This is a genomic window from Ignatzschineria sp. F8392 (assembly GCF_002252045.1).
Classification (GTDB): domain Bacteria; phylum Pseudomonadota; class Gammaproteobacteria; order Cardiobacteriales; family Wohlfahrtiimonadaceae; genus Ignatzschineria.
On the sequence record NZ_NEFF01000003.1, the window covers coordinates 238,472 to 258,416 of the forward strand.

Below are 19,945 nucleotides of genomic sequence, written 5' to 3' on the forward strand. Positions count from 1 at the left end.
TTTATGCTGATGTTTTCGCTCTACTTCTTGTAGCATAAGCGCCACGGCAGTGATTATTCTACCAAAAGAAAAAGCTATTAATCGCAATGACTAATAGCTTTCTTTCATATCACTTTATAAACCCACACCTTTTTATAATTACAATATTTTTGAAGCTTTATTGCTCTAATGTAAATATTATTTATAAATTATTGTTTTCTTTAAATATAAATATAGAATATTAACAAGAGAGTTTAAAAATTCAAATCAACTGATATAAGAGGCAATACATGAAGGTTTTGACAACATCTTTCATGTTCATCATTCTATTATCTCTTTCAAGCTTTGCATTCGCGCAGAGTGATGATGAGATTAAAAACATCATTATTAAACAATCTATCGCTTCTTATCCTGGAAATTGTCCATGCCCCTACAATTCAGCTAAAAATGGTAGTCGTTGCGGAAAACGCAGTGCTTATAACAAAAGAGGCGGTTATGCGCCTAAATGTTATCCTGAAGATATCTCTCCTCAAGAATTAAGAGAATGGAAACAACGAAACCAATCTCGTAAAAAATAAAAAACGATCTAATTCATTATCGATCGACTCTTCTTAAAGTTTTAAGCATTTTCAAAGCACCATCTCACCATTAAAATGCTTCTTTTATCTCCCCTTTTCACAGCAAAACCATCTAATTCCCCTCCATTTCATTATATTTATGTAATTGAGTGCGCAATTGATTGACCATTGCAACTATATAATTTACATTTATGTGTTAACTAGAGAGGTGTTAAAAATGAAAGAAGCAGCAAGAATTAGAGCAGAAAACTTAAAAGCATGGATTGATCGCTATTACGGGGGAAAACAAGCTGCCTTTATTGAGAAGACCGGGATGAATCAAGGTGAGCTCTCGGCCCTTATTAATGGTCGCCGTGTTTTTGGGGAGCGAAAAGCGCGTTCCATCGAAGAGTTAGCAGAGATGCCCAATATGTATCTCGAGCAGACGGAAGAGCCCGATGTTCCTATCAATCCTGCCGCGCTACAAGGAATGATCCCGGTGATCTCTTGGGTTGCAGCGGGTCATTTTAGTGATGCCGGCCAAATTCCAGCAGATGATCTCATTAAATGGGTTCCCTGCCCTGCACCCCATAGTAAAGGGACTTTTGCTCTTAAAGTCTCCGGCATTAGTATGATGAATCCTAATGGTAGCCCCTCTTTTGAAGATGGCGATATTATCTTTGTCGATCCCGCGAAGATGCCGGAAAACAAATCATGCATCATCGTGACACTTGAAGGGAGTGATAGCGCTACCTTCAAACAATTGGTCATTGAACCAGATGGTAAAAAATATATTATCCCTCTCAATCCTAACTGGGGCGATAAGCCGATAGAGATTCGTGGAAATGCCTCTATCAATGGTGTTGTGATCGGAAAATGGGTTGATATCTGCTAATAATTAGAGAGCAGATATCGCTCGATTCATTCAAGCGTCCGATCGTTTGATCTATTCATTGCATCAATAAGATTGATCATTCTCCTATTTCTCTTTACCTCACTCTTTATCCACCACTTTTAAATGTACGATGCACTCAATATATTCTCCTTTTATTCCAATGAGTTACAATTACAGCATCTAAAACCGTAAAAGTTCCAGCAGAAATATTACAAATATGTATTGCAATAACCATTACATAAATGTAATATTTATTACATCAAAGATCCCCACATGATCTAACTGCAAAAACAGATAAGAGTGATTAAGTCGATTCTAAGAGAGCTCAACTGCGTCACTAAAAGGAGAAGAGAGATGTTATTGACCGATCTATTAAACTTATTGCTGACTCAACGCCAAAAAGAGAATCTTCGTATTAAGAGAGAGCGCCATTTTAACAATGTTTTATTAATCGCCAATGAATTTAGTGCTGAAACCCCCAAGGCAATTGACGAGAAGATCACAAAAGCAGAGATCCAGCTACAAAAAGCACCTTTTTGGAGACGCAAAGAGCTAAAAGTATTAACTGAAGCACTCTATCACGCTCAAAAATTGATTAATCGCCGGCATCAATTGATCCAAAATAGAGAACCTCACTCTCCTGTTCCTTTCGTCCTACTCAGGAAAGAAGCAGCATAATTCCGAATGATGCCACTAAGCGCACACTAAAATTTTACACCACAATAAGAAGAGGCTGACAAATAGAATGTCAGCCTCTTTGGGTTTTCTACAACCTACGATGGTTTCCATCTACTATTAAAGAGTAAGCTAGATGGATTAAGTCGCTTTCAAATGATTACGAATAAGGAAGCAATTATCGCCCCACCTATTCGCTCTACTATAAAGTCGACTATTGAATCCTACTACTCTCCAATATGCTTTCCAAAATTGGTGCTACTTCCCATACCTTTTTCAATAAAGGCCGCTTCAATTTGAGAGCAAGGCGTTGTCTCTCTAATCTTACGCTTCGCATTGCGCTTCTCAGTAGCAGTTAAACCACTATTACGGTCAACTTTCGCCATACGATCTACACAACGATTATATCCAGAGATAAAGAGCGCTCGATCCTGCTTATATTGCTCAACTGCAAGATTATTTTTCTCTTTCCAAACGCGTTTCCAGATATCACAATCTGCCGTCGCGGCATGGCTTTCAGCACAAAACTGTGGATGAATCGCTTGTAGCTCCATCAATGAGAGCGGTATTAACATCTCATAGCTCTTCTCATCTCGCACATCTTTCCATAATTGGCAAAGTGTCGATTCTGTTGGATTTTTGCCACAAAATTGGTGCTCATGACGATAGAGATTATCTAAGTTCTCTTCAAAAAGAACTTTCTTCCCTTCAATCTTTGCGTTCTTTACCAATTTATTGAAAGCGTTACACTCAACCTTCTCATGTGCAGTTGTCGCTTCATTACAGGCCATTGCATCATAGACCGAGAGAACTTCTTGCCAATTCTTTTCACCATGTTCACGCTCAAGTCTCGCTTCGATCTCAGCAAAATGCTCCATCTCTTGATCTAATGCAGCTTGGTCTAATGCTTTCTGTGCAGCGATACAAGCTTGATCATTCTCCACAAGTGCAACTCCTTTATCGCCTCCCTTTTTGCGAGCATTATCGAGGCGCTTCTCACAGTTTTTGACCATATCTTGGGCTTTATTGAGGTGCTTCATATAGTAGGTTTCATCATGATCACCACATGCGGCAAGTCCAAATACTAACCCTACAACTATTGCGATTTTCTTCATCTCTCTTTGCCTTTTATCTTAAGTACAATGGGATAGTAGAGATCAAAGATCAAAATACTGCTCCTCTATTCAATGGAGAGCTCCTTCGATCTTCAGCAATCATTCACTCTTATAAGGACCGATCACTGCCCTTAATCTAATCTCTACAACTATTCCGCTTCTCGTTTCTAATATTTTTGTTTCTAATACTTCTGCTTCTAATACTTTTCTTTATTAATTTGCATTAATATTTACATATTATAGATAATCAGCGCTTAAATAGAAAGATTCCCCTGGGGAAAGTCTACATCGATCAAGCTTCTGCGCAATATCTGTCCGATACCTACACGATATCTGCATAATAATAACGCCTTTATCTCCTAGAAATATCTCCATTGAAAAAAGAGTGCCGGCACCTCTTTCTACTTTAAAAATGCTCTGCTACAGTGGTAGGAATTTATTTGATTTAGATCAATCTCGCCTCATCGATGGGGCTGATCGAACATCATCGCGAATAAAACCACTTCCCCTTTCATTGAGCACTTTTGTCATGACACTCTTTCTACATGCCTTTGCGACCCAATTTTACGCCCTTCTACCCTTTTTTATTCTGATCGCAACCGGCTATATTCTAGTCCGCATCTTCCGTTGGAGTAATACCTTTACAGAAGGATTAACGCGTTTTCTCTTCAATCTGGCAATCCCGGTGATGCTCTTTGGTGTGATGAGTCGCTTTCATACTCAGGAGGAGATGGACCCTCGCCTGATTATCGCCTATTTTGGTGCTTCCTTTATCCTCTTCTTTATTGCACAGCTCTATGTGAAATGGGTCTTAAAACGGAGCGCTCGGGAAGCGGCTGTTTTTGGAATGGGGGGAATCTTCTCCAATAATGTAATGATCGGAATTCCGCTAATTATGCTCTTTATGGGTAGTGAAGCGATTGCTGTATCGGCGCTTGTGATCTCCTTTAATGCGCTTTTACTCTGGAGCTTAGTCTCCGTTGCGATTGAGTGGGCAGATCATGGTTCTCTCTCGCTTAAAGGATTTTTGCTCACTTTTCGTGGCGTTCTGAAAAACCCAATTGTAGTCGGCATCATGCTCGGGCTCTTAGTGAGCTTTCTCCGAGTACCGATCCCTACCTTTGCTACCCATACCATTGAGATGTTTTCCGATATGGTTGCCCCACTTTCACTCTTGGTTCTCGGCATGGGGTTGGCGAAGTATCGGCTTGGCGCCAATCTGAAATTGAGCCTCAATATCACCTTCTTTAAACTCATTCTCCATCCGCTCATTATCTGGGGCGTAGCGCTTCTAATGGGATTACCCCCTTTTGAGACAAAAGCGATTGTTATTTTAGGTTCTATCGCAACAGGGATGAATGTCTATCTAATGGCATTAAAATTCCAAGTAATTGAAGATGCCGTTGCCTCCAGTATTATCTTAACGACAATTCTCTCGGCAATTACAACACCGATCATTGTGGTTCTGCTCTAAAAGACTCTATATACTCTATATCTAGTCAGCAACAACAGCGATAATATCACTCCATCAACTTGATAAACCGGATCAACCAAACAACCAATCAGCCGGTTAAACGATCTAGGGATTAATATCTCAAGTCATGACAGATAAGCAAATCATCAGATCACCAAATCGCCAGATTATCAATATACAAAAATATATTCCATCTGTTAAAATAGAGGGGATAGAGCGAGTCTATCACTCATATCGATCAACTGAATCATCGGCTAATCATCGATAGCGATCGAATGATCTATTTTCAACTAGTTAAGAGAGTGACTATTATGAAAAAATTGATTTTATCCTCCCTTTTTCTTCTTGCTTCATGGTCTTTTGCCGCAGAAGAGATGGGATTAACACCTCAAGAGACCTATCAATTGAAGATGGAGAGTGAAACACCTGTGCTCTTTGTGGATGTCCGTGATCCTGTTGAGATTATGTTTGTCGGTAGCACAGATGTTGTTGATCTCAATATTCCCTTCCTCATTGTCGATCGAACAGAATGGAGCGATGAGAGAGGTGCTTTTAAGATGAATAAGAATGATCAATTTGCTGAAGAGGTTGCCGCAGCTTTAGAGGCGAGAAACCTCCCGAAAGAGACCATGATCATCACAATGTGCCGTTCAGGCAGTGAGCGTGGAAAACCAAGTGCTGAAACATTACGAGATGCTGGATTTACCAATGCGCACTATGTTGTGAATGGCTTCCAAGGGGATGTCATTAAAGAGGGCGAAATGAAAGGCTTCCGTCTTCAAAATGGTTGGCAGAACTCTGATCTTCCCTGGGGCGCTAAAATGAGTGGTGATAAGATCTATCGTACTGATGCCGGTGATGCGGTAAAAGCAGATACAGAGGTGGCTGAGAAAGCAATTGAAGCCGCCGCAACCGATACAGAGACCGCAACAAATGCAGCGCTCGATCAAGCAGAAGTGGTGGTCGAAAGTGATGCGGCAACCGTTGAAGATGAAGCAGCGGATAAAAAGAGCCATCTCAATGAGATGAAAGAAGATCTTAAAAATGCTGTTGATAATGCTTCAGATAGTGTCAAAGATGTTTTAGAGCAGCAGAAAGAGAATCTCGATAATGCCGTTGATAAGGCGAAAGAGTTCTTTGATCACAAAAAAGATGATCTCAATAATCTAAAAGAGATGCCTAAAAAAGAGGATGCTCCTGCGGTGATCATAGAAGAAGTTGCCGCATAAAACGATTCGCAACCAATCTATTTAAAACGCATTCGATTGTAGAAGCACTGATCATTTGATCAGTGCTTTTTTGTTGTTAGATCTCTCCTCTCTCACTTAAAGAGGAACGGTATCCACGCTCTCATTCTCTCTTAGTTCTGCCGCTTCCTTTTCCTCAAAAGCACGCGCTTCCGCACGCTCTTTCTCCATCTCTGTTTGTAACTGCGCTTCAGTAATTCCAAGGAATTTAAAGGCGGGGGTTACAACAAATTCTGAAGAGACCTCTCCTGAATAGATATGAGATTGATTCTGCCCAAGATCGAGTTTTTTTACATTCTCTTCACCCGGGGAAAAATCGATTTTTTTAAGATCAACCCAGAAGATATTAGGAGAGATTGCCGATTCAAAGAAGTAAAGCCCTTCTTTATGATCCACTACTGTGCGCCAGCGAGTTGAAGAGATATTAGGTTCCTCTTCCGTATTGAGACCATAAGGAACAGAGACATTACGAATAACACTAAAAACGCTAGAGATCGAATCTTTCATCGTCCCGCCGGTTGGAATCGCATTGATATAGAATGAGGCACGTGCAAAACGATCTGCAGCACGATTAGTTCCCGGCAATACAACCGTTCCCCCAATGCCTTCCCAATACTCATTCATCGCTAACTGCTTATCGAATGTCGGAGAGTTTGTCATCACCTGATAACTCCGATCATGGTGGATCACCTGCTTCCCATCCACATACTCCACAATCGCGCTATCGCCGGTTGCATCAGACATCGAGAGATGGAGTGTTGCTAAACGGGTCTCACCTGGTACTTCTGCTGTCACAATAATAAAGGGCTCGCTCTCTAGGAACTCAACCGCTTCCGCCACCGTTGCGAAATTATCGAGCATATATTGTGCCCAAAGAGAGATCGCCATCGTCGGCTTCTCATTCAGGACGGATGGATTAGGATATTCTGATTCAGCAAGCCAAAGAAGATTCGCGTTGAGTCCCGCCTCATTGACCCCATCAGTTGTGGAGATATCGTAACCTGTTGCCACTAAGCTACCATATTGAGAGACCCACTCAATTGAGCGATTCCCTGCCTCACCGGTACGGGCCATTCCTTTAGGGAGGATCCATAAATTAGTCCCCACATCACTCTTCCAATCCATCGATCTTGCCGTAATATTACGATCATTATCACCATGGAATACAACACGGGTACACGCTTCTGCTGCCGTGGTTAAAAGTAGCGCAGCACCAACGGCAACAGCCACTTTTTTCATGTTAAGGAGGGGAGATTTTTTGAAGATATTACGCATAATTTAATAATCCTTCTTTAGCATAGCTCTTATTAAAGAGAAATCTGAGATAGAGATGTCAAAAATAGCGATATTAGGATCACTCCCTTTATCTCATAACACTCTACTTTCTGCCTATTTTACCATCAGAGCGGCTGATCTCTTTCACTTTTTTTATAAAAATCGATAAAAAAAGCGAAATAAGCGATGATTAAAATAAGAAAAAAGCTAAAAGAAAAATGTAAGAAGAACTAAAAAGCCCCTTTAAGAGCCCAACTACTAAAATGTAATTGAGATTAAAGGAGGCTCTATCGCTATCTCATAATAAGCTCATAATAAGCTCATAATAAACTCATAATGAGATTATGATTAGAGATCAAAATGATTAACTGCCGATCACGCCACCATCTCTCTTCTGAATCACCACAGTTGCTGAGCGAGGACGCCCAGCCGCCGCACCATCAGGCCATGTTGAGAGCGCTAATGCCGCAGAAGGATCAGTTGTTCCATTATCGGGCTCACCAGGATGCTGAATATTGATAAAGAGCGTCTTATTATCAGGTGTAAAGGAGATTCCCGTAATCTCACTACGATTAGGTCCCACCAAGAAACGTTTGAAATAACCATCAGCAGGATCAACCGCTAACATCTGATTATTCCCCATGCCGGCATACGCTTTCTGATTAATGGTTGATGAGGAGACATCGGTCTGCACCCATAAGATTCCATTATGATCAAAAGCTAATCCATCAGGGCTACCAAAAGCATCACCGCGATTTTGTGCTTTTAGATTAGGATCATCTGTCAAATCAGATCCCGCTAATGCTAGGATATCCCACTCAAATGTGGGTGATGTGACATCAGCATTATCTTCCTGCCAATGAATAATATGCCCAAAGAGATTATTATCACGAGGATTTGCCGCATCTTTTCCAGGATAACCTGCTTTTCCGCGGTTACTATTATTGGTCAATGTACAGTAGATACTGCCAGGGTTTTTAGGATCTGCCGCAATCCACTCAGGACGATCCATCTTCGTTGCGCCTACAATATCAGCGGCACTACGAGCATTGATCACCACATCACCCTGATTTTTAAAGCCATTTTCTGCTGTTAATCCATTTTCATCATAAACTAGGGGGATCCACTCTCCTTTTCCATTCTCATCAAAACGAGCAACGTAGAGCGTTCCATCGGTTAAAAGCTGGCTATTTGCTTTCCCTTTCGCCGGGTCATATTGATCACGACTCACAAACTTATAGATATACTCAAAACGCTGATCATCGCCCATATAGACGGCGACGCGCTTATCCGGTCCAACAACAAGCTCAGCACCCTCATGTTTAAAACGACCGAGCGCCGTATGTTTGACCGGTGTTGAGGTAGGATCTTCAGGATCGATCTCTACCACCCAACCAAAACGGTTCACCTCATTTGGATGTTTATCTACATTGAAGCGCTCATCAAACTCCACCCAACGATAAGCAGTGTCACTATCAGCAATACCATAACGCTTCTCTAAAGCATTATGCTCACCCTCTGCTTTCACAAAGATATCGGCCCAGTTCTCCTCACATGTTAAGTAAGTTCCCCATGGCGTCTTTCCATTCGCACAGTTTTGCATGGTTCCCAATACTTTTGAACCTGTAGGATCTGCGGCAGTGATCATCAGCTCATGCCCTTCTGCAGGACCGGAGATACTCATCTCTGTATGAGGCGTAATACGACGCGCATATTGAGAAGGGCGAACTACCTCCCACTCTCCTTGATCATTCTTCATCACTTCAATAACGGAGATTCCCATTGCATTTTGTGATTTAAGAACTTTATCGGCAGACCAATTCGCTTCACCATCGGTAAAGAGAAGACCATTATCGACATATTCATGATTCATCGCTAAAAGACCATGGCGAGAAGCCTCATCCCCTGATCCTAATGGGAAATAAGCCATCCCATCATGATTCATCCCTGCTTGAGCTGCTTGATCGGCAGCGCTATTTGAACCATCTTTCTTAAATTCAGGATTATTACCGGGAAGTCCAATAGGATCACCCCACTTATAGAAGGCAACTGCTTCATATCCTTCGGGAACAATCACCGTATCTAATACCGAGTAAGGAACCGGCTTAAATGAGACGCGTCCACTCGCTGCGGCTTTTATCACTTCATCACGGGAGTTATCGGCAAAAAGATTAGATGGAAAGAGCGACATAATACCGGCGGTAACACCTAATCCCCCCATCTTAAAGAGTGAGCGACGTGAGATACGCGCATCCATCACTTCCGAGAAGGCTGAGTTTGTGGTCTGATTATTTACTTCAAATTCATCACGTTTACGTGTCATGATTGATCTCCAAAAAATCAAAAGCTATTCAAAAGCTATAGAAGGACTCCCGTTCTGCAATCGGGTCACTCACTATAGTAGGCATGCAATATGACACTGTAATGACAGCTTCTTGCTAATTTTTTTGACAATAAATAGAAATATTTTACAATCAGTTTTACAACTAAAAGTCCCTAAATAACGGTAGTTATGGAGGTATGCACGATTTCATTTAAGTTTTTTATTTTAATTTTTTTGGATTTCACTATATAAAACTCTTCTTAACTTTTATCTCTGAAATTCACTATGAAAACAGACAATCTTATCGATGCGCTCACCACACAGGGCTACTATGTGTGGGATGATTTTCTTACCCCTTTTGAGGTTGCCGATCTGAAAGAGGCAATCCCGGAAGATCAATTACAAGAAGCTCGTATCGGTCACCGCCATACGTTACAGGGGAATCGAGAGATTAGAGGCGATCTCACCCTCTGGCTCGAACCAACAATGGGCGAGCCGATTGCCAACTATTTTGAAAAGATGGAGGATATTCGACAATCTCTCAATCGGGAACTCTACCTTGGCTTACGCGACTTTGAGACCCATTTCTGTCGCTATCCAAGTGGTGCTTACTATAAACGGCATAATGATAATGCTCGAAATCAGAATCGCCGAAAAATCACTACGGTGCTCTATCTCAATGAGTCGTGGCAACCGGGAGATGGCGGTGAATTGTTAATCTATAGTCGCGAACAACCCGATTCAGATGAGGTGATTTTAACTCTACCGCCAAAAGCGGGACAGATGATTCTCTTTCTCTCTGAAGATTTCCCACATGAGGTCTTACCGACCCAAAAGATGCGAGAGAGTATTACCGGATGGTATCTTACGGAAAGATTTCTCTAAACTCCCGACCCACTCTACCGCTTTTAAAAATCTACAATCATAGAGCCTATAAAAACTATAAAAAACTATAAAAAAAGAGTAACCCAATGAGGTTACTCTTCTAATATGCTCTGACCTTTACAGTTAGTAGCGATCATCAGTGATAACTGTTAGTGGCAACTGATTCTTACCCAACGCACTATTTGCAGCGATGGAGAAGATCGATAATACGCTTATCATCACTATCGGCACGCGCATAAGTACTATCGATAGCGCGATAGATCTCAATCACAAAGTGGTTACCACTCTGAAGTCGAGCACCATTTCCTTTAAGCGCAGACTCCGTCACTTGATGGGATTTAAGACCACTTCGAACACAAGCAAGATAACTCTCATAATGTTTATCGGAAACCAGTTCCGTATCATGTTTGTGGTTATCTTTATAATCGGTATAACTGACACTCTTCGTGGGAGCTTCTGTCGTTGCGCATCCGGCAAGAATAAGCGCACTTAAACTACTTATTGCAAAAAACTTTTTCATTATTCAACCTTCTCTCTTGTTCGGAATAGAGGGATCGGCAATCTCGCTGATTCTCTGATATTGTTCTCAACTTTCTACGATCAATCTTTTCTTGATCGTTTCTTGACTGACATGAGCAGATCAACATTAAATTATCTCTAATGGGATCTCTAATAGCCTCTCTAATGGTATCTAGCTGCCCCGCGTGACATCTATTGATCGTTCACTTCTCTGTCGAAATTTACCCTAATTTACCTTAATTAAGAGGTGAAGTTAACACTTTGGCCTCTAATTTTTCAGATTCGATGATGGGGGCAATCGGGATTACGTCGATATTTAAATTTCTGCCAACTAAAGTTGAGCGCATTGTAGAGGCAGATCTCCCCCACCGCAATTGAACCTAAACCCATAATCAATTTAAGAGCTTCCTGCGCCTGGGAAACACCGATAATATGAACTACAGGAGAGAAGACACCAAAGAGCGCACAATTACCATCATCTGCATGCTCTCCCCCAAAGAGACACTCATAACAGGCGCTATTTTCATCACGAAAATCAAAAACAGTCAATTGCCCCTCATAGCGGACAGCAGAACCTGAAACAAGAGGAACGCGATTGAGAAAACAGGCACGATTCAGATCTTTCCGTAGCGCAAAATTATCACTACAATCGAGTGCAACATCAGCATCCTGAATCAGCGATTCCAATTCGGAAAAAGAGACTTTCTGCTCCACCTCAACGAGCGTGACATTGGGATTGAGCTCTCGCATATGCTTTGCCGCTTGCCTCACCTTTGAAAGATTAAGATCCCCCATACGATAGCCGGTCTGCCGATGAAGATTGGTAATATCGACCCGATCATAATCCACCAATGTGATTTTTCCGATTCCGGCACCAGCAAAAAGAGGAAGAGCCGCCATGCCAAGCCCACCGCAACCCACGACGACAACATGCGCTTGTTTAAGTCTCTCCTGACCTGCTAAATCAAATTGATCCAACATAATATGGCGCGAATAGCGTAGTAATTCATCATCACTTAAGAGTGAATCATCAAATGCGCCGGCACTCTCTTTTCGATCTCTCATCTGCCCTTCTCCCTTAATTTGAAAATATGACACTCTTTAAAAACTTACCGACCTTTAATGGTAATAACCCTTATGGCAAGAGCGAATTATATTCACAACCCTACATCAGACCTGTCTGATCTATCTCTAAGATAATGCCTCTTCTTCCCATCTATTCTCTCTTCAAAAAATGTGTAAGTTTGGCACATTTTCTACTTTCATCTTGAAATGGGCTAAAGATGCCACATTATATTAGCATGCCAACTTAAAACTATAAGGAGTTTAATTGTGGAACAGTTTAGAGGGACAACCATCTGTGCAGTACGTCGCGGCAATGAAGTGGTCATTGGTGGCGATGGTCAGGTATCTATGGGAAACACCATTATGAAAGGCAATGCGCGTAAAGTTCGCCGTCTCTATAATGGTAAAGTGATCGCTGGCTTTGCTGGTGGAACCGCAGATGCTTTTACACTCTTTGAACGCTTTGAAGAGAAGCTCGCACAGCATGGCGGGAATCTTACCCGTGCGGCTGTTGCTTTAGCGAAAGATTGGCGTACAGAGCGTTCACTTCGTAAATTAGAGGCGCTCTTAATTGTTGCTGATGAAACAGCAACCTTTGTGATCTCCGGTTTAGGGGATGTTATTGAGCCTGAGCATGATATTGCAACAATCGGATCGGGCGGTATGTTTGCCCATAGTGCAGCATTAGCACTCTTACAAAATACTGAGCTTTCAGCGGAAGAGATTGTGCGTAAAAGTTTAGAAATTGCCGGCAGCGTCTGTATCTATAGTAATACAAACCTGACATTAGAGAAGCTCTCATTCTAAGAGCGATAACCTCTATTGAGGCCATAAAGCATAAAGATAGATGCATAAAAGGATCTATGCATAAGGATATCTTAAGAGTATATCTCTTCAAATAGTCCTGAAAGCATATCTGGAAAAATCTGAAAAAGATTTGGAAAAGTCCTGAAAAGTATCTAAATAATATCTGAACAACATCTAAAAAGATCTAAGAATGATCTAAAAAATAGTTAAAAGAGAAAGGAATTATCAATATGAGTGCTATGACACCAAGAGAGATCGTACAAGAACTCGATCGCTATATTATTGGTCAAGATGAGGCTAAACGATCCGTAGCGATTGCCCTGCGTAATCGTTGGAGACGTCAACAGGTCTCAGATGAGATGAGAAAAGAGATCACCCCTAAAAATATCTTAATGATTGGACCTACCGGTGTTGGTAAAACAGAGATTGCCCGTCGTCTTGCCACTTTAGCGAATGCGCCTTTTATTAAAGTTGAAGCAACTAAATTTACGGAAGTTGGTTATGTCGGTCGTGAAGTCGACTCCATTATCCGTGATCTTGTTGAAGCTGCCGTAAAACAAGTCCGTGAGCGCATGATTAAAGAAGCTTATCCAAAAGCTGAGGAAGCTGCTATTGAGCGCGTTCTCGATGCGATCTTACCTCCTCCTAAGAGTGTTGGTTTTGCCGATGAACCTAATGCGCCCAAGGCAGAGAGCCCAACGCGTCAAAAATTCCGCGAAAAAATTATCCGTGGCGAGATGGATGATAAAGAGATCGATATCGAAATCGCAAGTACAGGTGTCGGCGTTAATATCATGACCCCTCCCGGCATGGAAGAGATGGCAGATCAACTGCAATCGCTCTTCCAACAATCGGGAATGGAGAAGAAAAAGAGCAAAAAGATGAAGATCAAAGATGCGCTCAAAGTGGTTCAAAATGAGGAAGCTGCGCGTCTAATCAATGAAGAGGAAGCAAAACAGAAAGCGATCGAAATTGCTGAAAACCAAGGTATTGTCTTTATTGATGAGATCGATAAAGTGTGCCGTAAAGGGGAAACTTCCGGCGCGGATGTCTCCCGTGAAGGGGTTCAGCGCGATCTTCTACCATTAATTGAGGGTTGTACTGTCTCCACAAAATATGGGGCAATTAAGACGGACCATATCCTCTTTATCACATCAGGAGCTTTCCACTTAGCTAAACCTTCTGATCTGATCCCTGAATTACAAGGTCGTCTTCCGATTCGTGTCGAATTAAAATCACTCAATGCGGATGACTTCTACCGTATCTTAACAGAGCCCTCTTCAGCACTTATTAAACAGTATAAGGCGCTTCTTAAAACAGAAGGTGTTGAGCTTGAGTTTGATGATTCTGCATTACACAAAATTGCTAAGATGGCATTTGAAGTGAATGAGAAGACAGAAAATATCGGAGCTCGTCGCCTCCACACCATTTTAGAACGTCTCTTAGAAGAGATCTCATTTACCGCTTCTGATCGCGATGGTGAAAAATTTGTTGTCACAGAAGAGTATGTGAAAAATGAGTTAGAAGATCTCGTAGAAGATGAAGATCTCAGTCGCTTTATTCTTTAATCTTTGATCTTTGATTCTGAATCTTTAACCCGAACCTCTAATCTGAGAAATTAAGACCTGTAAAAAAGGTCTCTCAGAAAGAGTCACAATATAAACACAGAGCAGCTTCTCAATTGATCCAATATTGATGAAGCTGCTTTTTTATTTGTCGCCCTAAACAGTATTAACCACTTTATCAGCCATGATTAGAAAAAATTAGAAGCTACATGTTTCAAAGAAAAATATATTTAATATTCAAGTATTAAATGCTCTGCTATAGATTATTATCGGCTTTTAAGTTGCTCTAATTTTTGGAGCCAGTTATGAAAAAGATGACATTCAGCTTTAATTTTCTCTAAAGTCATCTCTCTTGCTAAAATTGTTCCCCTAACACCTTATGGTAAGTTGGACAAAGCTTCTCTATTCGTTTCGAAGGTGCTGTACTTGAACTATTATTGCATATGCTCAGGCGAATTAAATTGATCTCTAATTGCACAGAATCCCCTCACATTTAACTTCTCTTCCATCAATTGTGGATCACTAAAAAGAATTGCCTCAAACTCATACATCTGTATATAGGGAATAAATCGTGTTGCAGCTTCTGCACCTAAAGTTTCAGTAACAGCGTTAACTAATGCTTCTTGCATTATTTCTAGCTTCTTTACTAGGTCTGATTCTCTCTCTGCATCCAGCTTTCCTGGAAAATCTGAATGTAATCCATAAAAGTCTAAAAAAGTTGTGCAATAGACGGAATGGTCACTCTTCATCATGACCGTGAGATCTCGCTTTAATCTTGCCCAGTTCACATTTCCCCCTTTGTGCCCAGGCTTCCCTATTAAAGGAGCACTAATCCAGATACCTTGTGTAGCAAAATAAGGTGCAATAATTGCATTAACAAAACTCTCTTCAGTTTGCCCCTCACAAATAATGTTAACCCTTACCATTTAGGTCTTGCTCCTAAAATATTTTTTTCCCAGAGTTCTCCTAGCGTATACTCTTCTAACCACTCCGAAAATGTCTCCCCATCTAAACGCTTAAAAATGGAAACGCCATCCTCTCTATCAACCGTAATAACATTATCTGCAGAAAATTGATTTAAAAGGGGAACTGATTGCGTTGAGATAATAACTTGCATCCGCTTCGAAGCCTCCCTAAAAAGAGCTCCTAACAACGTAATCGCATAGGGATGAAGCCCTAATTCTGGCTCATCAAAAATAATTGTAGAAGGTGGATCCGGCTGCAGTAATGCTGTAACTAAACAGATAAATCTAATAGAACCATCTGATAACTGACTAGGCCATAATTCATAATCGCTATTTTTTTGACGCCATAAGAGGCGAATCTGTTTCTCTTCTGTAGATAATGCCTTAGGTTCTAATACAAAATCATCAAAAAAAGGAATCGCTAAACGGATAGTGTCAATAATCAGAGTATAAGTGTCGTTATACTCCTCTCTCAATTTATATAAAAATGCAGCTAAATTGGAAGCATTTGGTCGAAGGTATTTATTATCATGTAGTGCCCCTTGCTGTTTGACTCTTGCTGTATCACTTGTATCGTGGAAATGATAGATACGCCACTTTGAAATTGCCGAATAACAGTAATCTGCAATTCGTTCAGAATCAATCTTTGACTTAAGCTTCGCTTCTGAATGTCCCCGCCCTAAATCAACATCAAAAGGTTTTGGATAACCATCTCCTTGAAAATAGAAGATCTCTTTTTGAAAAATAAGGCGGTCATCTACCGTTGCTGTTAACTCAAATTCATAGCTATTTTTATCAAAATACAACCTTGATGATAATCTCTCTGTCACCTGTGTACCATAAGTTAAGAGTCGATTAGCCCCCCCTTGCTTATTGATCCAAAATGCCAAATTCCCCTCTATTAAATGAGAAAGTAGACGGAAATAGGATACAAAATTGCTTTTCCCTGAGCCATTTGAGCCAATTAATACATTTAATGGTGTTAACTTTAAATCTACAGATTGTATAGATTTAAAACCTTTAATCTTTATGCGATCAATTGGTTGTTTCAAACTCATTTCGTTAAACCTTATTCAGTAAAAGATAGTCAATTAATAGTAGCATTTTTAATTCTAGAAATTCATCGAAGCTGATCATCAGCATTGATTATTAAAAAATATCAGAAGACTCTAAGATCAGCATAAAGCTATTTTAAAGATAACAAAGTTAACGCCTAAAAAATCACTATCAAAATAATAATCAGAGCGAATTGAGTACTCGAAATTAATTTGATAGGTATTTCATAGGCGTTTAATAGATACTTAAATCCTCCCAAGCCTCAAAATTAGAAACTAAAGAGCAAAGATCCCTGTCGTCGCTATATGAAGATAATAGTGTTGATCGAGCTTCGGTTTCTCTTCGATAGAGCTGACCTCAAGAAAGAGAATCTGCCCCTGCCAATTAACCGTGACTTCATAGGTTGCTCCCATATAGACAACATGCTCAATATGGCATTTTTGACTCTCTTCACCGGTTATCTGTAAAGAGGTCGCTTCAGGCCGAATTCCCACTCGACAGGCACCATCTTGTCGATCTAAAGCATGATCGAGTCTAATACGGTAACCATTCACCTCTAACTGTTGGGTCTTCGCTTCATAATGTCCATCAAAAATATTAGCATCACCCATAAAGTTCGCGATAAACTCCGAATTGGGGGCACGATAGAGATTTTCTGGAGTATCGAACTGCATAATCTCCCCTTTTCGCATCACTAAAACACGATCAGAGACAGCAAAAGCCTCACTCTGATCATGCGTAACATAGAAAGAGGTGATTCCAAATTGTTGCTGTAATTCTCTGATCTTCTCTCGCATACTTCGGCGAAGATTGGTATCGAGATTACTCAAGGGTTCATCAAAAAGAAGCACTTTCGGCTGAAGAATAAGCGCACGAGCAAGCGCTACACGCTGCTGTTGCCCACCTGAGATCTGATCGACATAGCGATTTTCAAATCCTGCAAGATCAACAATCTCTAAAATCTCAGAGACACGCTTTTCTCGCTCCCTCTTCCCAACGCCGAGCATCTTCAAACCATACCCTACATTTTCCCCAAGAGACATATGGGGAAAGAGAGCATACGATTGAAAGACCATTGAGATATCTCGTTCTTGAATCGAACGCTTAGTCACATCCTCGCCATTAATATAGATCGAGCCGGCCGTTGGCTGCTCCAATCCTGCTAAAAGACGCAAAATGGTCGTTTTACCGCAACCCGATGGACCTAAAATAGAGATCATCTCTCCCTTTTCAACCTGCAAAGAGAGATCATCGATCACCACATTTTTACCAAAGGTCTTATTAATATTTTTAAACTCAACAAAATATGAGGTTGTCATTGTTAAATCTCTCCTAATTACTGTCCATTTTTTGCTGCTGATCGTTGAGTCCGTGACTCCCCTACTAGATAGTCAAAGATAAGAATAATCGCCATCATCACGACAATAAGAATGGATCCATAAGCGATCGCAATTCCATATTCACCATCTTCTACCCGATTTAGGATATAAGCCGTTGCGACCCGAGTATCAGGTGTCACTAAGAAGATAATAGCGCTGACCGTTGTCACTGCTCGTACAAAACTATAGACCAAAGCAGATAAGATCGCCGGTCTTAAAAGTGGAATTAAGATGAGAGAAAGCGTCTTAAAAGAGCCAGCTTTTAAACTTAATGAGGCCTCATCTAATGATTTATCAATCTGCCCTAATCCAGCAATCCCTGCACGAATTCCCACCGGAACATTGCGCATAATCATTGAGATAATCACAATCGCCGCCGTTCCTGTAATATAGATCGGTGCATCATTAAAAGCTAAAAGATAAGCAACTCCAGCAACCGTTCCGGGAACAGCAAAACAGAGCATTGTGGTAAATTCCAAAGTCTTCTTCCCTCGGAAGTTTTGTCGCACCACAATATAAGCAATTAAAATCCCAAAGAAAGCCGTAACAGGCGCTGCAATGGCTGCAAATGAGATGGTATCGATCAGAGATGGCCATGCTCCATCAGTAAATCCTTGCCCAAATAGCGTCTTAAAGTTATTGAGCGTTAAGGTGTAATCCACACCCCAGTTAATGGTGAAACTGCCATAGAAGATGCTGCCATAGAGTAATCCATTAAAGAGGGTCCAGAAAAAGAAGACTCCAATAATGATCCACTTTAAAGAGATCGGCAGAGGTTGCAGATCACCACGGGAAAACTTCCCTGAAACAGTGACATAAGAGCGCTTACCGATCCAGAGATATTGCGCCGAAAAAGCAGCTAGAGAGAAGAGAAGCAGAACGATCCCCAAAGTGGCCGCAGAGGTATAATTGAGCTGTGCGCCGGTAATATAGAAGTAGATCTGAGTCGCTAACACATCAAAACTTCCCCCTAAAACCAGCGGGTTACTAAAGTCAGCTAGGGATTGAACAAAGACAATCAAGAAAGAGTTCGCCAATGTCGGCCGTAAAAGCGGTAAAAAGATGGTAAAGAAAGTTTTATAAGGAGTTGCTCTTAAGGTGTAAGCTGCCTCCTCCATCGAAGGATGTACTGTTTTAATCGCACCATCAATAATCATAAAGGACATCGGTGTAAATGCTAAGACTTGCGCAAGCCAAATGCCGGTAAAGCCATAGAGCCAGTTAGTTGTGGTTAAGCCTAAATGGTTTGCCGCAAACTCCGTTAAGTAACCGGAGCGCCCCATCATTAGAGTAATCCCTAAACCCACCACAAAAGGAGGCGTGACAATGGGCAATAGTGCAAAGATCCGCCCGATAATTACACTTCTTTTCGCGATTCTTGCCGTATAGACTGCAAGAATTAAGCCAAAAATAGTGGCCGTCAATCCCACAGCGGTAGCGAGCAGAAGAGAGTTTTTAATAACCCGTAAAATGTAGTGATTATTGAGAACATGAAAGAAATTGAAGGGTGCAAAGCCCTCTTTTGTCATTACTACCGGGATAAAGATCTTAATAATAGGATAGATAATAAAGATAGCGATCAGGGCTACAATCAGTATCAATGCCGCAATAATAAAGCGATCTCCACCTAAATAATCGAGCCGAGCGAGATTGAGCGTCAAGATCATACCAAAAGCCAGTGCAAGCAGAATCACACTATAGCCAAGCCCCAGCCCCATCAGACTCGATGAGATAAACATCACCAAGGTAGAGAGACTTAAAATCGCAATATCAATCTGATTTCTTCGCGGCGACTTTAACTGCTCTATCGTCGGGCGTAACGGTCGTAGTAAGAGAAGAAGTGGTAGACCAAACCAGAGCCAGCCGACCGATAAGCTTGACCAGCCAAAAGCTTCTAAGATCTCCTCTTCTGTTGAATCCCACAATCCATAATCTAACGAGTAGGTCGGGAGTATCAAGAAAGCGATGACACTCAATAATACCCAGTAAAAGATCGGATCGATCCTCCGTTGAGTTTCCATCATCTTCCCCTCCCTAAATAACAATAACAATCACAATTATCTTTAGAATTAATACCCAATCGCTCCAGATTAATGCTAAGACCCTTCATAAAATATCCTCTTACATCGCATCCTCTTACATCGATCATCAACCCATCTTGCCG

Annotated in this window: 16 protein-coding genes and 1 pseudogene; 8 read left to right on the top strand and 9 right to left on the bottom strand. The window is 41.2% G+C overall.

What is annotated here, in order from left to right:
- Nucleotides 1-293 precede the first annotated feature (293 nt).
- From B9T19_RS06990 to B9T19_RS07000, 3 genes are all read left to right on the top strand, one after another.
- Nucleotides 294-557 (top strand): hypothetical protein, encoded by a 264-nt coding sequence (locus tag B9T19_RS06990; protein WP_094567965.1) that lies wholly within the window; start codon nt 294-296, stop codon nt 555-557.
- A 217-nt stretch (nt 558-774) separates the two neighbouring features.
- Nucleotides 775-1,431, top strand: a complete 657-nt coding sequence (locus B9T19_RS06995) for a LexA family transcriptional regulator (RefSeq protein WP_094567906.1) — start codon at nt 775-777, stop codon at nt 1,429-1,431.
- Nucleotides 1,432-1,785: 354 nt separating this feature from the next.
- Nucleotides 1,786-2,109 (top strand): hypothetical protein, encoded by a 324-nt coding sequence (locus B9T19_RS07000; RefSeq protein WP_094567907.1) that lies wholly within the window; start codon nt 1,786-1,788, stop codon nt 2,107-2,109.
- Nucleotides 2,110-2,333: 224 nt separating this feature from the next.
- Here the strand turns inward: B9T19_RS07000 and B9T19_RS07005 are convergent, their stop codons facing one another.
- On the bottom strand, nt 2,334-3,221 hold the full coding sequence (locus B9T19_RS07005; RefSeq protein ID WP_094567908.1) for a hypothetical protein: 888 nt from the start codon (nt 3,219-3,221) through the stop codon (nt 2,334-2,336).
- Nucleotides 3,222-3,750: 529 nt separating this feature from the next.
- On the opposite strand from B9T19_RS07005, the gene B9T19_RS07010 reads away from it, so the two are divergent.
- Nucleotides 3,751-4,695, top strand: coding sequence for an AEC family transporter (locus tag B9T19_RS07010; protein ID WP_094567966.1), 945 nt, complete (start codon nt 3,751-3,753; stop codon nt 4,693-4,695).
- A 311-nt stretch (nt 4,696-5,006) separates the two neighbouring features.
- Nucleotides 5,007-5,546, top strand: a pseudogene (locus tag B9T19_RS10915) (rhodanese-like domain-containing protein); the annotation flags it as partial.
- A 474-nt stretch (nt 5,547-6,020) separates the two neighbouring features.
- Here the strand turns inward: B9T19_RS10915 and B9T19_RS07020 are convergent.
- Nucleotides 6,021-7,181, bottom strand: a complete 1,161-nt coding sequence (locus B9T19_RS07020; protein ID WP_094567967.1) for a linear amide C-N hydrolase — start codon at nt 7,179-7,181, stop codon at nt 6,021-6,023.
- Nucleotides 7,182-7,581: 400 nt separating this feature from the next.
- Nucleotides 7,582-9,540 (bottom strand): PhoX family phosphatase, encoded by a 1,959-nt coding sequence (locus B9T19_RS07025; protein WP_094567909.1) that lies wholly within the window; start codon nt 9,538-9,540, stop codon nt 7,582-7,584.
- 285 nt (nt 9,541-9,825) lie between these two features.
- Here B9T19_RS07025 and B9T19_RS07030 point away from each other — a divergent pair, with 285 nt between their 5' ends.
- Nucleotides 9,826-10,425 carry a 2OG-Fe(II) oxygenase gene (locus B9T19_RS07030; RefSeq protein ID WP_094567910.1) on the top strand — a complete coding sequence of 200 codons (600 nt, stop codon included), beginning with the start codon at nt 9,826-9,828 and terminating at the stop codon, nt 10,423-10,425.
- Nucleotides 10,426-10,603: 178 nt separating this feature from the next.
- Here B9T19_RS07030 and B9T19_RS07035 read toward each other — a convergent pair whose 3' ends face one another.
- Nucleotides 10,604-10,945 carry a hypothetical protein gene (locus B9T19_RS07035; RefSeq protein WP_094567911.1) on the bottom strand — a complete coding sequence of 114 codons (342 nt, stop codon included), beginning with the start codon at nt 10,943-10,945 and terminating at the stop codon, nt 10,604-10,606.
- A 275-nt stretch (nt 10,946-11,220) separates the two neighbouring features.
- The gene (locus B9T19_RS07040; protein WP_094567912.1) at nt 11,221-12,009 is read right to left on the bottom strand and encodes a molybdopterin-synthase adenylyltransferase MoeB; all 789 of its coding nucleotides are present in this window, start codon (nt 12,007-12,009) and stop codon (nt 11,221-11,223) included.
- A gap of 267 nt (nt 12,010-12,276) precedes the next feature.
- On the opposite strand from B9T19_RS07040, the gene hslV reads away from it, so the two are divergent.
- On the top strand, nt 12,277-12,816 hold the full coding sequence (hslV, locus tag B9T19_RS07045; protein WP_094567913.1) for an ATP-dependent protease subunit HslV: 540 nt from the start codon (nt 12,277-12,279) through the stop codon (nt 12,814-12,816).
- 230 nt (nt 12,817-13,046) lie between these two features.
- Nucleotides 13,047-14,384 (top strand): ATP-dependent protease ATPase subunit HslU, encoded by a 1,338-nt coding sequence (gene hslU, locus B9T19_RS07050; protein WP_094567914.1) that lies wholly within the window; start codon nt 13,047-13,049, stop codon nt 14,382-14,384.
- Nucleotides 14,385-14,815: 431 nt separating this feature from the next.
- Here the strand turns inward: hslU and B9T19_RS07055 are convergent, their stop codons facing one another.
- From B9T19_RS07055 to B9T19_RS07070, 4 genes are all read right to left on the bottom strand, one after another.
- Nucleotides 14,816-15,307: a DUF4276 family protein gene (locus tag B9T19_RS07055; protein ID WP_094567915.1), complete on the bottom strand. Its 492-nt coding sequence runs from the start codon at nt 15,305-15,307 to the stop codon at nt 14,816-14,818.
- Entirely contained in the window at nt 15,301-16,404 is a 1,104-nt protein-coding gene (locus B9T19_RS07060) for an AAA family ATPase (RefSeq protein WP_094567916.1), read from the bottom strand. Before B9T19_RS07060 ends, B9T19_RS07055 begins: the two co-directional genes overlap by 7 nt.
- A gap of 273 nt (nt 16,405-16,677) precedes the next feature.
- Nucleotides 16,678-17,721 carry a ferric ABC transporter ATP-binding protein gene (gene fbpC / locus B9T19_RS07065; RefSeq protein ID WP_094567917.1) on the bottom strand — a complete coding sequence of 348 codons (1,044 nt, stop codon included), beginning with the start codon at nt 17,719-17,721 and terminating at the stop codon, nt 16,678-16,680.
- Between the two features lie 17 nt (nt 17,722-17,738).
- A complete protein-coding gene (locus tag B9T19_RS07070) occupies nt 17,739-19,805 on the bottom strand; it encodes an iron ABC transporter permease (RefSeq protein ID WP_094567918.1) in 2,067 nt (688 codons plus the stop codon).
- Nucleotides 19,806-19,945 lie beyond the last annotated feature (140 nt).

Excerpts from the sequence above, each read along its gene's own strand:
- B9T19_RS07005 (WP_094567908.1), bottom strand. The coding sequence starts at position 3,221 with ATGAAGAAAATCGCAATAGTTGTAGGGTTAGTATTTGGACTTGCCGCA.
- B9T19_RS07025 (WP_094567909.1), bottom strand. The coding sequence starts at position 9,540 with ATGACACGTAAACGTGATGAATTTGAAGTAAATAATCAGACCACAAAC.
- B9T19_RS07010 (WP_094567966.1), top strand. The coding sequence starts at position 3,751 with ATGACACTCTTTCTACATGCCTTTGCGACCCAATTTTACGCCCTTCTA.
- fbpC (WP_094567917.1), bottom strand. The coding sequence starts at position 17,721 with ATGACAACCTCATATTTTGTTGAGTTTAAAAATATTAATAAGACCTTT.
- B9T19_RS07020 (WP_094567967.1), bottom strand. The coding sequence starts at position 7,181 with ATGAAAAAAGTGGCTGTTGCCGTTGGTGCTGCGCTACTTTTAACCACG.
- B9T19_RS07060 (WP_094567916.1), bottom strand. The coding sequence starts at position 16,404 with ATGAGTTTGAAACAACCAATTGATCGCATAAAGATTAAAGGTTTTAAA.
- B9T19_RS07070 (WP_094567918.1), bottom strand. The coding sequence starts at position 19,805 with ATGATGGAAACTCAACGGAGGATCGATCCGATCTTTTACTGGGTATTA.
- B9T19_RS07055 (WP_094567915.1), bottom strand. The coding sequence starts at position 15,307 with ATGGTAAGGGTTAACATTATTTGTGAGGGGCAAACTGAAGAGAGTTTT.
- B9T19_RS07035 (WP_094567911.1), bottom strand. The coding sequence starts at position 10,945 with ATGAAAAAGTTTTTTGCAATAAGTAGTTTAAGTGCGCTTATTCTTGCC.
- hslU (WP_094567914.1), top strand. The coding sequence starts at position 13,047 with ATGAGTGCTATGACACCAAGAGAGATCGTACAAGAACTCGATCGCTAT.
- B9T19_RS07000 (WP_094567907.1), top strand. The coding sequence starts at position 1,786 with ATGTTATTGACCGATCTATTAAACTTATTGCTGACTCAACGCCAAAAA.
- B9T19_RS07030 (WP_094567910.1), top strand. The coding sequence starts at position 9,826 with ATGAAAACAGACAATCTTATCGATGCGCTCACCACACAGGGCTACTAT.
- B9T19_RS07040 (WP_094567912.1), bottom strand. The coding sequence starts at position 12,009 with ATGAGAGATCGAAAAGAGAGTGCCGGCGCATTTGATGATTCACTCTTA.
- B9T19_RS06995 (WP_094567906.1), top strand. The coding sequence starts at position 775 with ATGAAAGAAGCAGCAAGAATTAGAGCAGAAAACTTAAAAGCATGGATT.
- B9T19_RS06990 (WP_094567965.1), top strand. The coding sequence starts at position 294 with ATGTTCATCATTCTATTATCTCTTTCAAGCTTTGCATTCGCGCAGAGT.